The following is a 14,324-nucleotide window of genomic DNA, read 5'->3' on the forward strand; positions in this document are numbered from 1 at the left end:
GGAAATTCAGACCAACGGAATTTGCTAAAGCGAACGTCGATCAGTGGATGATATCACCGATCCGCAGCAGTTGCCGGGCGCCGGACAGTCCGCTGCCCCAAGACCAATAGATGAACAGCGCCTTGCCCTTGATCTGATTGAACGGCACCAGGCCCCAGGCGCGGCTGTCGCGGCTGTTGTCGCGGTTGTCGCCCATCATGAAGAAGTAGTCGGGCGGAATCGCGCCGTCTTCGGAGAGCAGCAGCGCGCGTTGCAGCTCGCCGTGCACGCGGTGGTGCACCGGGAAGTAGTAGCCCGCGGTCAGCTCGCACTTGTCGTGGCTCAACGGCGAGACTTGACCATCGAGGATCAGGTAGCGGTAACTCTCGGCCAGCTTGTTGTTCTCGCCGCAGTTCTCGAGGTACTGGGGCTGCAACACGTAATCGCGCGGCGTACGCATCCGCTCGTAGATCACCTCGTGCCGTTTGCCCAGCAGGTCCTCGTCGTAGAGCCGGGCCGTGGGCGGGATGCGCGAATCGACTTGGTCTCCGCCCTGGGAATCGCTTATGGGGCAGTGGCGGCCGTCGATGTACAGTTCGTTGTCGCGCAGCTGAATCTTGCGGTCGCCCGGCACGCCGACGATGCGTTTGATGAAGTTCTGGTCCGGGGTCATCGGATCGTGACTGCGGAAGACCACGATGTCGCCGCGCTTGGGCCGGATGATCGGCGCGATTTTAATGTCGGTCCAGGGGACGACCACGCCGTAGGGCAGCTTGGCCACGATCAGTTGGTCGCCGACCAGCAGCGTGGGCACCAGCGACGAGGATGGGATGCGGAACGCCTCGAGGATCACCACGCGGATGCACAGCGCGATCAGCAGCGCGTAGACCAAAGTGCGCACCCACTCGAGGAACACGGAGCGCGAATAGAACGGCAGCAGCCGCTCGCCCGACTCATGCAGTCGCGCGGTGGAATTCTTAATTGCGGCGATGTCCGCGCCCTGGGCCGCCAGCTCGACCTTTTCGATCTGCGCCTTAAGCTGCTTGAGCTGGGAATCTTTGAGCAGCCGGGGGTACTTCTCGATCACGCGCCGCGCGCGGCGGATCTCGTCGCGGGCGTGCTGCGCGGCCTTCTTGATCCCCCGGGATTGCCAGATCGTCATCAATTCTCGACCTTGAGCACGGCCATGAACGCCTCCTGCGGGATCTCGACGTTGCCCATCATCTTCATCCGTCGCTTCCCCGCTTTCTGCTTCTCCAGCAGCTTGCGTTTGCGCGTGATGTCGCCGCCGTAGCACTTGGCGGTGACATTTTTGCGCAAGGCCCTGACGCTCTCGCGGGCGATCACCCGCGAGCCGACCGAGGCCTGCAGCACCACCTCGTACAGTTGGCGCGGGATAATCCGCGCCAGCTTCTGCACCAGGTCCTTGCCGCGGGCGTAGGCGCTGTTCATGTGGACGATCAGGCTCAGCGCGTCCACGGCCTGGCCGTTGACCAGCACGTCGAGCTTGCGCAACGGCGCCTCGCTGTAGCCCGAGGGTTCGTAGTCCAGGCTGGCGTAACCGCGTGAGATGCTCTTTAACTTGTCATAGAAGTCGTAGACGATCTCGCACAACGGCATCTCGTACTCGAGCAGTACACGGTTGACCGACAGGTAGTCCATTTTTAGTTGTAGACCGCGGCGCTCGTCGCAAAGTTTCATCACGTTGCCCAAATATTCATCGGGCACGTGGATCGAGGCGCGAATCATCGGCTCCTCGAGGTGGTCGATCTGCAGCGGCTCGGGCAGCTTGGTCGGGTTCTCGATGAACAGCTCGCCGCCGTCGGCCAGCACGACCCGGTAGCGCACGGTCGGCGCGGTGGTCACCAGCTCGAGACCGAACTCGCGCTCGAGCCGCTCCTGGACGATCTCCATGTGCAGCAGTCCGAGGAATCCGCAGCGAAAGCCGAAACCCAGCGCGGTGCTGGCCTCGGGCTCGAAGCTGAAGCTGGCGTCGTTGAGTTTAAGTTTCTCCACCGCGTCGCGCAGCCGGGTGTAGCCCTTGTGTTCGGAGGGATAGAGCCCGGAGAAGACCATCGGTTTGAGCTCACGGAACCCGGGCAGCGGCTTGGCGGCCGGGCGCTGGGCGTCGGTGATCGTGTCGCCGACCTTGGCGTTTTGCACCTGCTTGATCCCGGCGCTGACCATCCCGACCTCGCCGGGCAGCAGCGCCTCGACCCTGATCGGCTCGGGCGAGATCACGTGCAGCTTATCCACCTCGTACTCGCGGTCCACGGCCATCAGCCGGATGCCCTGGCCTTCGCGCAGGGAGCCGTTTTTAACGCGCACCAGGCAGACGGTGCCGGTGTAGCTGTCGAACCACGAGTCGAACAGCAGCGCCTCCAGCGGCGCATCGGGATCGCCTTGGGGCGGCGGCAGACGGTGCACGATCGCCTCGAGCAGCTCGCTGATGCCCGTGCCGTGCTTGGCCGAGACGCACAGCGCATCGTCGACCTCGAGACCGAGCAGCTCGTGGATCTCGAGCTGTACGTCCTCGACCCGCGCCGAGGGCAGGTCGATCTTGTTGATCACCGGGATGATCTCCAGGCCCAGATCGACCGCCAGGTAGGCGTTGGCCAGGGTCTGGGCCTCGACTCCGCGCACCGCGTCGACCACCAGCAGCGCGCCCTCGCAGGCGGCCAGGCTGCTGCTGACCTCGTAGGAGAAGTCGACGTGACCCGGGGTGTCGATCAGGTTGAGCACGTAGTCGCGGCCGTCGGCCGCGGTATAGGGCAGGCGCACGGACTGGGCCTTGATCGTAATCCCGCGTTCCTGCTCGAGCTCCATCCGATCGAGGTATTGCTTCTTGCCCGGCTTGAGCTTGATCAGCCCGGTGGCCTCGAGCAGCCGGTCGGCCAACGTGGACTTGCCGTGGTCCACATGGGCGATGATCGAAAAATTACGGAGCCGCGAGATGTCCATCTGTTGCGAGCCGCGACTAACCCGGGTAGCCGTCGGGATGGGCGGAGTGCCAGCGCCAGGCTGACTCGATGATCTGATCAAGCTCGGTGTGCTCCGGCGACCAGCCCAGCTCGCGGTTGATCTTCTCGGTGCCGCCGACCAATACCGGCGGATCGCCCGCGCGGCGCGGTCCCTCGTGCACCTGGATCGGTCGGCCGGTGACGCGACGCGCAGCGTCGATCACCTCACGCACCGTGAAGCCCGCGCCGTTGCCCAAGTTGTAGTACGCCACGCGATCGCGGCATTGTTCAAAGGCCGTAAGGTGCGCCGCGGCCAGATCGAGCACGTGGATGTAATCGCGTACGCAGGTGCCGTCGCGGGTCTCGTAGTCAGTGCCGTAGATCTCGATCTGCTCGCGCTTGCCCATGGCCGTGAACAATACCAGCGGAATCAGATGCGTCTCCGGGTCGTGGTGCTCGCCGTGGGTCGCGGTGGCGCCGCAGGCGTTGAAGTAGCGCAGGGCCGTGTAGTTCAGGCCGTAGACCTCGTGGTACCAGTGCAGCATGCGCTCGAAAGCGTACTTGGTCTCGCCGTAGGGATTGGCCGGACGCATCGGGTCGTCCTCGAGAATCGGGACGCTTTGCGGCAGGCCGAAGATCGCGCAGGTCGAGCTGAAGATCATGTGCTTCACGTCTGCGGCGATCATCGCGTCGAGCAGCAGCTTGCCCTGAATCAGGTTGTTCTCGTAGTACAGCGCGGGGTCGCGCATCGACTCGCCGACCAGGCTGTGGGCGCAGAAGTGAAACACCGAGTCCACGCGGTTGCTGCGCAACAATTCGCTGATCGCCTGCACGTCGCCGACCCGGGCGCAGGTCAGTTCCGCGCCTTGGGGCACTGCGGCGCGATGGCCGCGCGACAGATCGTCGACCACCAGCACGCGGTGGCCGGCGTCGATCAACAGTTGCGCGGTGACGCTGCCGATATAGCCGGCTCCGCCGGCGACGAGAATCGTTGAGCTCACTTAAGCCCCTGGAAGTAAGCGATGGTCTTGTTCAGCCCCTGCTCGAGGCTGACCTCCGGCTCCCAGCCCAGTACTCGCTTGGCCAGCGAGATGTCGGGCTGGCGCACCTTGGGGTCGTCCTCGGGCAGGTCGCGGTAGACGATTTCGCTTTTGGCGCCGGTGATCTCGATGATCCGCTTGGCGAAATCGAGGATGCTCATCTCGTTGGGGTTGCCCAGGTTGACCGGCAGCTCGTGGTTGGAGAGCAGCAGGCGGTTGATGCCCTGCACCAGGTCGCTGACGTAGCAGAAGCTGCGGGTCTGGCAGCCGTTGCCGAACACGGTCAGCGGCTCGCCGTCCAGGGCCTGGGCGATGAAGGTCGGCACCACGCGGCCGTCCTTGACGCGCATCCGCGGGCCGAAAGTGTTGAAGATCCGGCAGATGCGCGTTTCCACGCCGTGGGCGCGGTTGTAGGCCATCACCAGCGCCTCGGCAAAGCGCTTGGCCTCGTCGTAGACCCCGCGCGGACCGATCGGATTGACGTTGCCCCAATAGTCCTCTTGCTGCGGATGGATCTGCGGGTCGCCGTAGACCTCGCTGGTCGAGGCCAGCAGCATCCGCGCCTTCTTTTCCTTGGCCAACCCCAGAATTTTGTGCGTACCCAGGGCGCCGACCTTGAGCGTCTGGATCGGCAGCTCGAGGTAGTCGATGGGGCTGGCGGGGCTGGCGAAGTGCAGGATGTAGTCCAGCCGCCCCTCGACGTAAACGTAGTTGGTCACGTCGTGCTTGACGAACTTAAAGTTCTCGGAGGTGATGTGCGCAATGTTGGACACCGAGCCGGTAAGCAGGCTGTCCATGCAGATCACTTCCCAGCCCTGCGCCACGTAGAAATCGCAGAGGTGGGAGCCGATAAATCCCGCGCCGCCGGTGATCAGTATCCGTGGCATTTTAGTTCGCCGCCTTGTTGCGCCCGATACAGTAGTAGCTGAAGCCCATCTTGCGGATCAGCTTGGGCGTGTAGAGGTTACGGCCATCGAAGATCACCGGCTGCTTCATGGTCTCGCGCATCTTGGCGTAGTTGGGACGGCGGAACTCGTTCCACTCGGTGCAGACCACCAGGCCGTCGGCCTTCTCCAGCGCATCGTAACTGTTCTCGAGGATCTCGATTTTGCGGCCGAAGTACTTTTGCGCCTCTTCGCCGGCCTGCGGATCGTAGGCCCGCACCTTGGCCTTGCGTTTTAGCAGAGCGCGGATGATCTCGAGGCTCGGCGCCTCGCGCATGTCGTCGGTCTCGGGCTTGAAGCTCAGGCCCCAGATGGCGAAGGTCATGCCCGTCAGGTCGGGGCCGTAGTGCTGATCGATAAAGCTGACTAGTTTCTTTTTCTGGCGCTGGTTGACGCGGTCGGTGGACTTGACCAGATCGAGCTTCATCCCAGCCTCTTCGGCGATGCGGATCAGCGCCTTGACGTCCTTGGGGAAGCACGAGCCGCCGTAGCCGTGGCCCGGGAACAGGAACTGGAAGCCGATGCGGCTGTCCGAGCCCACGCCCTTGCGCACGGCCTTGACGTCGGCGCCCACCAGGTCGCAGAGGTTGGCGATCTCGTTCATGAAGCTGATCTTGGTCGCCAGCAGGGCGTTGGCCGCGTATTTGGTCATCTCGGCGCTGAAGTTGTCCATCACGTAGATCGGGTTCTCGTTGCGCACGAACGGCGCGTACAGCTCCTGCATCACCTCGGAGGCGGTGCTCGAGTCGGTGCCGATCACCACGCGGTCCGGGCGCAGGAAGTCGCCCACCGCGGCCCCTTCCTTCATGAACTCGGGATTGCTCACCACGTCGAACTTGTGCTTGGTGTGGCGCTTAACCATCTTGCGTACTTTGATGTGCGTGCCCACGGGCACCGTGGACTTAAGCACGATCACCTTGTAGCCGTTCATTGCCCTACCGATGCTCCTGGCCACCTGCAGCACGTACTGCAGATCCGCGGAGCCGTCCTTATCTTGGGGAGTGCCCACGGCAACGAAGATCACGTCGGCCATCCGCACGCCGGCCGCGATGTCGGTAGAGAAGCTCAGTCGGCCCTCGGAAACGTTGCGCATGATCATCTCGAGCAGCCCCGGCTCGTAGATCGGAACGCCGCCGTTTTGCAGAGTCTCGATTTTGCCCTTGTCGATATCCAGGCAGGCCACGTCGTTGCCGGTCTCGGCCAAGCAGGTCCCGGCGACCAACCCGACATAACCGGTGCCAATAACGGCGATATTCATCTGCTTCCTCCATCCGCGCCAAGTGGAAAACGCGGCGTACTTTATCACAGGGAAAAACAGGCCGCTATATCCCACGGTCCAGGGAAATCGGTTATCTTCTAGGTTATGCAATCAAAGTCCCGGGATATCGTGCAGTCCGGCGGATTATTGCGCCGGGTCGCGTTTCTCGCCGCGGCGATAATCATCGGCTCGGCCCTGCTGATCGGTGCGCTCGAGTTGCTGTGCCGCGTCACGTCCCTGGGCGATCCGCCGCGGGTCTGGCCCTCGCGGCTGGCCTATCAGCGGGTGGGGCCGGCGTTCTCGCAGATCCCCGACGAGCAAGGTCGGATCTGGTGCGTGGGCGGCGGGGTGAGCCCGATCCGTCCCACGCTGTTCCCGGAGCGCAAGGGGCCCGCGACCTTCCGCGTGTTCGTGTTCGGCGGATCTGCGGCCTGGGGCTTCGGCTATTACGGCGGCGGCTCGTTTCCCGCACTGCTCCAGCGGCTGCTGGCCCAGCGCTATCCGCAGCGCGATATCGAGGTGATCAACCTGGCCCAGGTCGGCTATTCCAGCACGCAGATTTTGGCGCGGGCGCGCGAGGTGCTCGAGCGCTACGATCCGGATCTGCTGGTGGTCTACAGCGGACACAACGAGGGCCTGGAGCTGCGGGCGATCCTCGCACGTACCCAGCGCACCCTGGACCAGATCGAGCTGCGCGCGCGCTGGCGCAAACGTAGCGCGCTGTACCGCGCCCTGGGCAAACTCTCGAACCTGTTGCTCTACCGGCCCAACGCGCCGCTGGAGCGGCCGGCGGGAATCCTCGCGGCCAACCGACCGTTCTCCCAGCGCGAGTCGACCTGGATCGTGGAGCGCTTTGCGGAAAACCTGCAACGGATCGCAACTCTGGCCGGGCAGCAGGGCGTGCCGCTGATCCTCTCAACCGTGGTCTGGAACGGCGAATGGCAGAACGAGCGCCCGGATCGTTGCGTGTTCTGCGAGCCGATCGAGCCGCGTGCGATCCCCGACGAAATGCCCGCCGCGCAAGTGCGCCAAGCCCTGGCCGCGGACTGGGCGTTCAGTATGCTCCGTCGCGGTCGCCGCGCTTGGGCCGCACAGCTGCTGCGCGATCTGCAAAGCGCCGACGCGCGCTACCTGCGACTCAAATGCGCGCTGGACGGCCCGGATCGCGACCAAGCGCTGGAACGGCTGCACGAGCTGGCCGACGAGCTGCGCCAAGCGGGATTTTGGCGCTCCGACCAGCGCCTGGGCGTGCTCTACGTCGACCTGCTGGCCGCGCTGGAACAGCACGATCCGCATCCGCTGACCAGGCTCAGTCTGCAGGAGGCCTACCGCATCGTGCGCCGATCGCTGTTGCCCGGCCTGGGCGATCCCACGGGGCGCGAGCCCTACCGCCTGTCGTACATCGCGCAGCTCGTGGGCGACGAGCAGACCTCGGAGCAGGTCGAGCAGGCGCTGCTGGCCATGCCGCTGCCCACGGCCAATCCTGCGATCAACGAAGCGATCCGCAACGCAACGAGCGAGAGCAACGCGATTTTGATCGACACCGAGCAGCGGCTGCGAGCGCTGAGCCCCAACAGCGTGGTGGGCTACGATCTGCTGCTGGACTACTGCCATCTGAACATCCGCGGGGCGCTGGAACTCGCGCTGATGATCGAGGAGGAGATCGCCGGGCGCGAACTGCCCGGCGACCCCGATCCGCAGGTGCGGCCGCGACTGCTGGCACGCGGCATTGAGGGCCGCTTCTGGAATTTGGGCCATGACCAGTGCGACATCCGCTGGTTCGTAGGCGTGGGGAGTCGGCCGGTGCTGCTCTACAACCCCAACCCCTCGCTGTCCTGGCGTGCGGCTCAGGCCGTTAGTCCGACGGACAACGCGCAGCAGGCCGCCCTGGGCGAGCTCTATGCCGCCTACGCCGAGTTCAACGACAACGGCTACGACCCGCAACGGATTCGCGGCGAGCTGATCCCGCAGCTCGAGCGCATCGGGCTGGCCCACCCGCAGCTTCAGGGCCTGCGCACCTCACAGGCCTGGCTGTCGCTGGTCACCGGCGATACCAGCGGCGCACTGTCGCTGCTCGATCGGCTCGACCCGCAGACCGAGCCCGACGCCGAACGCATGCGGCGCTGGATCGAGCACGCCCCGGTTACGAGCGCTGAGTAGCCCGAACTTGGCAAGCAGCTTGGCACTGCGCGGCAAAGGCACGCGAGCGCTGCGAAAGCGAATTGTGCGACGTAGTGGAACCCCATCAATAATCCGGGTTAGTATCGGCCGATCCAGATGCAACGAATCCTCGTACTAAGCGACCTCGAGTCGACACGTGAGCGGCTGATTAAGGCGTTGATCCGCGCCGGCCACTCGGCGCGAGGGGAGCGCGTATCCGGCATCCAGTGGGTCGAGAGCGCGGCGGGCGCGCCTCCCAGCGCGCTGGTCGTGGACGCGGCCTACGGCAACGAGCAGATCGAGATGCGTTTGCGCCGCGTGCGCCACGAGCTGTCGTACCTGGGTTTCAACCGCACCTGGGTGCTGGCCCTGCTGCGGCCCGAGGACCTGACGGGCCGCGGTCGACTACCCGGGGCCGACGACTTCGCCCTGGCCGGATGCCCGGACGAGGAGATCGCGTTGCGCGTGGCCCTGGCCGAGGGACGAATGGGCGGCGGCGCGGCACAGAGCAACATGCGCTTCAGCGAGCTGGTGATCGACCTGGAGAGCTACAGCGTAAATGTCTCGGGCCGCGAGGTCGCGCTTACCCTGCGCGAGTTCGAGCTGCTCAAGACCCTGGCCTCGTCTCCGGGCAAGGTATTCAACCGCGAGACGCTGCTGGTCCAGGTCTGGGGTTACGACTACTTCGGCGGCCAGCGCACCGTGGACGTGCACGTGCGCCGCCTGCGCGACAAGCTCGGGCCTGCGGCGGCCAAGCTGATCCAGACCGTGCGCGGCGTGGGCTACAAGTTCTCGCCCCCGCCCACGCGCTATCACGAGGGGCTCTAATGGACGACGGTTTGAAGGTCTTTCTGGCCGGGGTAATGCAGGGCAGCCGCTCCGAGTTGGTGATCGAGGACCAGGGCTACCGTAGCGAGCTGGCGCAAATCGTAGCCCGGCAGATGCCCGATGCACAGATCTTCGACCCCTTTGCCGACCACCAGGGATCAGTGCACTACGACGACGAGCGGGCTTGGAACGTGTTCCACGAGCACCTGCAACGCGCCCGCGGCTCGTCGCTGGTAATCGCCTATCTGCCCACAGCCTCAATGGGCACGGCGATCGAGATCTTCGAGGCCAAGCGCGCCGGAGTGCCGGTGCTGACGGTCACGCCGCTTGATAAAAACTGGGTGGTGCGGCTGTTCTCGGACCAGGTGTTCGGCGACCTGGATCAGCTCGAACGCTATTTGGCGGACAACGGCGCTCCCTGGTCCAATCCCGAGGCCTGATCCAGTTGGACGATCAGCTGCGGGTAGACGATCCGCGCCAACTCGGCGTTGGCCTGCGCGGTGTAGTGCGGGTCGTTGGGTAGGGTCTGCGGACGGAATTTATCCAAATCGAGCACCGTCACCGCGCTCCTCTGGCATAGGGACACAGCCCACCCTTCGAGATCAGTGGGCCAACTGTGCGGCCAGATCACCAGCGGCACCTGCGCCTCGCGGCAGGCCTGAATAAACCGGCCCAGGCGGCTCTTGAATGTGTCGAGATCATCTCGCGCCTTGGACAACACGGTGACCAATTTGATCAGCCCCGAGTAGCGCACGAGGTTGAGGGTCTGTTTGAAATATCCCGCCTCGATCAGCGAGATGCGCTGAGCGTCGTTGCCGCAGACCTGCAACACGATCAGGTCGGGCTTCAGCGGCAGGATGCGTTTTTCCAGATAGGGCGGATAATCGAACATGTTGTAGCCGGCCACGCCCGCGTTCCAAACCTCAACCTCGGGATGTCCGGCCAGGGCGAATTCGTGCTCCAAGCGGGCGGGGAACGCCTCCTCGCGCTCGACGCCAAGCCCCATGGTATGCGAATCGCCCACGCAGACGATGCGAAACGCTCCGGGCTGCTTGGCCATGCTTCGCTCGCGATCGCGCATCCCCAGGGAGTTGATCTGAATCACCGAGTATGCGGACGCCTCGCCGCTCATACCGCTGTATTCGATCCGTGCGCCGGGCCGCAGCTCCCATCCGGGCTGCGATCCGTCAGGGGGCACGCGGTACAGCTCGCCGAGCCAGGCCACGCGGATATCGCGGAAGGCGATGTTCAGCGCGACGTCCGCCACCACCAACACCAGCAGCAGCGTCAAGATGCTGAAGCTGAATCGTTTGAGGCTCAGACGCCTCAGGGCGATCCACGCGCGATTTATCCGGTTGCTGCGCATCAGCACAGATATTGCACCAAACCTGCGGGCAATTACAGTGCGCCGTCTTGGGACCCGGAGGGAGCTTGCATCAGTTGCTCATAGACGATCCGCGCCAGCTCGGCGTAGGACTGGGGCGCGTAATGCGGATCGTCGGGCAGAGTCTGCGGCGCAAAGCCCTCTAGATCGACGATTCGCGCCCCGTGTCGCTCGGACAGTTCGCGGGTGATCCCCTCGGTCTGCTCGGGAAAACTCTGGACCCAAACCAGGGTTTGCGGCGCGAGTGTGCGGCAGGCGGCCAGAGTCTCGTCCAGTGCCTGGCCGTAGCCCTCGAGGTCCTGTTGTTCGCTTTGAAAAAACAGCAGCCCCTTGGCCAGGCCCGAGAACCGCGCCAAACGCATCACGGCCCACCACAGCCGCGACCGGGCAGATGCCGCGGGCGTGGCGTCGTTGCCGCAGATCTGCAGCACGATCAGGTCCGGCTCGAGCCGCGTCACGGCGGTGCGCAGATAGCGCGGGTAATCGAACATCGAGTAGGCCGCGACCCCGGCGTTGAACACCCGCGCATCATCGCGGCCCACCTCGCGGCAACGCTTTTCAAGTTGCGCGGGGAAAGCCTGCTCGAGCTCCACGCCCAGGCCCATGGTGTACGAGTCGCCCACACAGGCAATGCGCAGACCCTGGTCCGGCCCGTCCCAGGGCCGCTCGAAATCGCGGAATCCCGTTGAGTTGATACGAATCGACGTGGGTTCGAGCCTGCCGAGCATCCCGCTGTACTCGAGCTGCGCGCCGGGCCGCAGCTCGATGTACGGCGGCTGTTGCGAGCCGGTGCGCTGGTACAGCTCGTCGAGCCAAGCCACGTTGAGCTCGCGCAGCACCAGTTGCAGCGCCAGATCGACGATCAGCAACAGCGCCAGCACGGTCAGCAGGTAGAACAGCGGCCTGCGGCGTGCGCGCCGACAAGCGCCGCGCGCGGCCCTTGGTGATCCGAGCTTGCTCATTGTCCGTATTTACCATCCCGCTTCTACTACGGCCGGCCGCACGCCGCAACACGAGATCAGTAAGGGGGGATAGATGGCACGCGAGCGGACCAAGGTCTTATAGCGACGATCCTACCCGCGACGGAAGATTGTTGGGGGAAGTAAAGATCGATACATCGGTCTTTTCCCCACCCCATAGATAAAGGACGCCGGGAACCGTGCCTACTGGGGCTTTTAGGCGCGGACTCCCGGCGACCAACCCTAACCGTTGAGAATCACAGAGTAAAGCGGCCAAGCTTAACGAATTCCGTAACCCTCGCCATTGAGTACAGCAAGCGCTGTACCAACTGCGGCAGCTCTTTCGCGCTTGATGAAAAACCCGTTGAAAGTCCAGGACTAGCCCGTGCATAAAATTTATCGCACGCCCCCAAAAGGCCCGGTGTGCGCCGGTCTTGCTTTCAGAAATCTGAGTTTTTAGGTGAAAAACTGTAAGCGAGGCTCAGCGGCTGCAGGCGTCGATGCAGACCTGTGCGCGGCAGTCGTACTGGTCGAAACAATCCTCGATGCAGTCCCAGAACCGGTTGTACGAGTCGCAACGCTCGCGGCACTCGCGCTCGGTATAGTAGCGCACGTCCATACCGCAATCGTAGACATCGTCGCACAGATCCGCGCACCAACCGTCGGAATCCCAGTCCCAGGAATCGTCGTCGCTGTAACTCCTATCCAGGTCCAGATCGCAACTCGAGATCAGCACGGCGGCGGCCAGGATCAGCGTTATCAGCGTTACTATGGCGATGGTTATTCGCATGGCACGGTCCTCGCACCCATGCTACCTTAAGATGACAAGTGTGCACAATCGATTTAACCGGGGTCAGACGGAACCGCAACGCGATACTGTCCTACCAGCGACAAGACCGACCTAGGGCATTTTTATCTGGGAGAGAGCTATGAACAGCGTAAGGATCATCAGAGCGAGCCTGATCGGTTCCCTGCTCGCCGGACTGCTGCTGTTGGCGGCGTTGGCCTGCGACGTCGATTGGAACAGCGACAAAGATGATACCGACGAAATCCGTTGCGAGTTCTATGACGATTACGCAACCGTGCAGATGACCGACATCGCCACGGCCACCAAGCTTAGCAGCGAGGGCGAGGGCCAATATTTGGCAACGCTGAATTGGAATATCGATCCCGACCTGTTCTCCCAACTGGTCGATCAACAGCTTTCCGACGTCACCTTGACCCTGCGCGGCAGCATCACCAACTCCGGCGATGCCCAGGCCATCTACTCGATCTCGCTGGCCGACAGCCGCTACGGCGACGCCACGTTGATCGGCTCGATCACCGTCAACGCGGGCCAGACCTACTCGTTCGCGAGCCCCGATGATTTCAACGAGCCGGCCGCCGATGTGCGCTCGGCCCTCGAGGAGTTCATCGTGGTCGAGCCGCACAACGATTGGGACTACGCCACAATCGGACTTTCAACTGCCCAGGGCGCGATCCAGAGCGAGAGCTTCTCGTTGGCAATCAGCGCCGGCCCGATGTTCTGGCTCAGCAGCGGCGGCTGCGGCTGGTACAACGACCTGGACCTGCCCGAGGGCACCTGGATTGAGGACGCCTGGCTCAACGGCACAATCGACAATCTGTCGCAGACCGACTCGGTGGCAATTAAGATATTTACCGTCTACCAGGAATACGATTACAACATGCCGCAGCTGCTCGACAACTTCACTATCGCGCCCGGTCAAACCGTGGACCTCGAGGATCGCAGCGCACACTACGGCTCGTCCGAGACCTACGACATCATGGATCTGTTCCTCTACGACTACGGGGTAATCCTGGCGATGGTGGCGATCAACGAGGCGGAAACCGTGGTCCACGACATCTCGGCCAACGTCGAGGTGATCTACCCCGACTACGAATACTGAGGCGGCTTCGAGCCGCCACAAAGCTCGCGTAGTACGATGGTCGTAATGCCACGGGCCGCCCCGCGTTGCGGAGATCATCGTTGAACATCGATTACTCGATCTTTACCCTCCCACCCCAAGCTGCCGCGAGTTTTACCGCAGCTTCCAGCTGCTGATCTTTCAAAATCGGGCCGCGCAATTTATTATCGCCTAACGCAATCCACCGGCGATCGGGAGGTTCTTGATGATTCGATGGCGCGGCTTTTCTCTGTTGACCTTGGCGGCCCTGCTGCTGTTGACAGTCCCGGCGCTCGCAGCCGACTACGAGATCTGGCCCGGCGATGCGTGGCCTGTGGACAAGCCGCTGCCCGAGCAAAACTACATCTACCACTTCATGGACAACGAGGGCTTCAGCCAGTCGTGGTTCATCCTGGTCGACCTGGACGACGGCGGGCTGATAACCGCCAGCGTACTGACCTCGAACATCGGGTTCGGCGACAACAACTGCGGAGTGGAGCTCAACTGGATCGAGCCTAACGGCCGCAGCCACTTCGTGCGCGGCGATATCGACTCGGACCTGCTCGATGCGTCCCACGACAGCTTCGACATACGCATCGGCCAAAGCTATCTCAAGGGCAAGTACCCGGACTTCAAGTTCGTGGTGGCCGAGAAGAACATGCGCGCCGAGATCAGCTTCAAGATCGAGCTTACGCCCTGGCGTCCAAACGGCGGCCGCTGCTATTTCAGCACCGACCGCGAGGACTACTACTACTTCACCGTGCCGATGCCCATGGCGCGGGCCACGGGAACGATCACCCTGGAGGGCAAGCGCACCACGATCAACGGCCGCGGCTACATGGACTATTCCTTTGGCACGCTGCTGCCCTACAAATACGCCGACCGCTGGCAGGCGCTGCGCAGCCTGG

At 63.5% G+C, this 14,324-nt stretch carries 13 protein-coding genes; 5 read left to right on the forward strand and 8 right to left on the reverse strand.

The features are described 5' to 3' along the window. Nucleotides 1-40: 40 nt before the first annotated feature. The 5 genes from lepB to P9M14_02330 are packed head-to-tail and all read right to left on the reverse strand — an operon-like array spanning nt 41 to nt 6,181. Nucleotides 41-1,141 carry a signal peptidase I gene (gene lepB / locus P9M14_02310; protein MDP8254560.1) on the reverse strand — a complete coding sequence of 367 codons (1,101 nt, stop codon included), beginning with the start codon at nt 1,139-1,141 and terminating at the stop codon, nt 41-43. Further along, nucleotides 1,141-2,940: a translation elongation factor 4 gene (lepA, locus tag P9M14_02315; GenBank protein ID MDP8254561.1), complete on the reverse strand. Its 1,800-nt coding sequence runs from the start codon at nt 2,938-2,940 to the stop codon at nt 1,141-1,143. Before lepA ends, lepB begins: the two co-directional genes overlap by 1 nt. Before the next feature lie 16 nt (nt 2,941-2,956). Then, nucleotides 2,957-3,940: a UDP-glucose 4-epimerase GalE gene (gene galE / locus P9M14_02320; protein MDP8254562.1), complete on the reverse strand. Its 984-nt coding sequence runs from the start codon at nt 3,938-3,940 to the stop codon at nt 2,957-2,959. Beyond that, on the reverse strand, nt 3,937-4,866 hold the full coding sequence (locus P9M14_02325; protein MDP8254563.1) for an SDR family oxidoreductase: 930 nt from the start codon (nt 4,864-4,866) through the stop codon (nt 3,937-3,939). Before P9M14_02325 ends, galE begins: the two co-directional genes overlap by 4 nt. A gap of 1 nt (nt 4,867) precedes the next feature. Next, nucleotides 4,868-6,181, reverse strand: coding sequence for a UDP-glucose/GDP-mannose dehydrogenase family protein (locus tag P9M14_02330; protein MDP8254564.1), 1,314 nt, complete (start codon nt 6,179-6,181; stop codon nt 4,868-4,870). Between the two features lie 147 nt (nt 6,182-6,328). Here P9M14_02330 and P9M14_02335 point away from each other — a divergent pair, with 147 nt between their 5' ends. The 3 genes from P9M14_02335 to P9M14_02345 all read left to right on the forward strand — a co-directional run bounded on the left by P9M14_02335 (nt 6,329) and on the right by P9M14_02345 (nt 9,609). Then, nucleotides 6,329-8,341 (forward strand): GDSL-type esterase/lipase family protein, encoded by a 2,013-nt coding sequence (locus P9M14_02335; protein ID MDP8254565.1) that lies wholly within the window; start codon nt 6,329-6,331, stop codon nt 8,339-8,341. Nucleotides 8,342-8,458: 117 nt separating this feature from the next. After that, nucleotides 8,459-9,169: a response regulator transcription factor gene (locus P9M14_02340; protein MDP8254566.1), complete on the forward strand. Its 711-nt coding sequence runs from the start codon at nt 8,459-8,461 to the stop codon at nt 9,167-9,169. After that, complete coding sequence (locus P9M14_02345) at nt 9,169-9,609, forward strand: hypothetical protein (protein MDP8254567.1); 441 nt, start codon at nt 9,169-9,171, stop codon at nt 9,607-9,609. The genes P9M14_02340 and P9M14_02345 overlap by 1 nt, the downstream gene beginning before the upstream one ends. Here the strand turns inward: P9M14_02345 and P9M14_02350 are convergent. The 3 genes from P9M14_02350 to P9M14_02360 form a co-directional block, all read right to left on the reverse strand. Beyond that, nucleotides 9,564-10,535: an SGNH/GDSL hydrolase family protein gene (locus P9M14_02350; GenBank protein ID MDP8254568.1), complete on the reverse strand. Its 972-nt coding sequence runs from the start codon at nt 10,533-10,535 to the stop codon at nt 9,564-9,566. The genes P9M14_02345 and P9M14_02350 overlap by 46 nt on opposite strands. 32 nt (nt 10,536-10,567) lie before the next feature. Then, complete coding sequence (locus P9M14_02355) at nt 10,568-11,515, reverse strand: SGNH/GDSL hydrolase family protein (protein ID MDP8254569.1); 948 nt, start codon at nt 11,513-11,515, stop codon at nt 10,568-10,570. Nucleotides 11,516-11,993: 478 nt separating this feature from the next. Beyond that, entirely contained in the window at nt 11,994-12,302 is a 309-nt protein-coding gene (locus P9M14_02360; protein MDP8254570.1) for a hypothetical protein, read from the reverse strand. Nucleotides 12,303-12,441: 139 nt separating this feature from the next. Here P9M14_02360 and P9M14_02365 point away from each other — a divergent pair, with 139 nt between their 5' ends. Both P9M14_02365 and P9M14_02370 read left to right on the forward strand, forming a co-directional pair. Then, complete coding sequence (locus tag P9M14_02365) at nt 12,442-13,419, forward strand: hypothetical protein (GenBank protein ID MDP8254571.1); 978 nt, start codon at nt 12,442-12,444, stop codon at nt 13,417-13,419. A gap of 223 nt (nt 13,420-13,642) precedes the next feature. Further along, nucleotides 13,643-14,324 (forward strand): hypothetical protein (locus P9M14_02370; GenBank protein MDP8254572.1); only part of this gene is annotated, 682 nt, incomplete at its 3' end.

The organism is Candidatus Alcyoniella australis (genome assembly GCA_030765605.1).
GTDB classification, from domain to species: domain Bacteria; phylum Lernaellota; class Lernaellaia; order JAVCCG01; family Alcyoniellaceae; genus Alcyoniella; species Alcyoniella australis.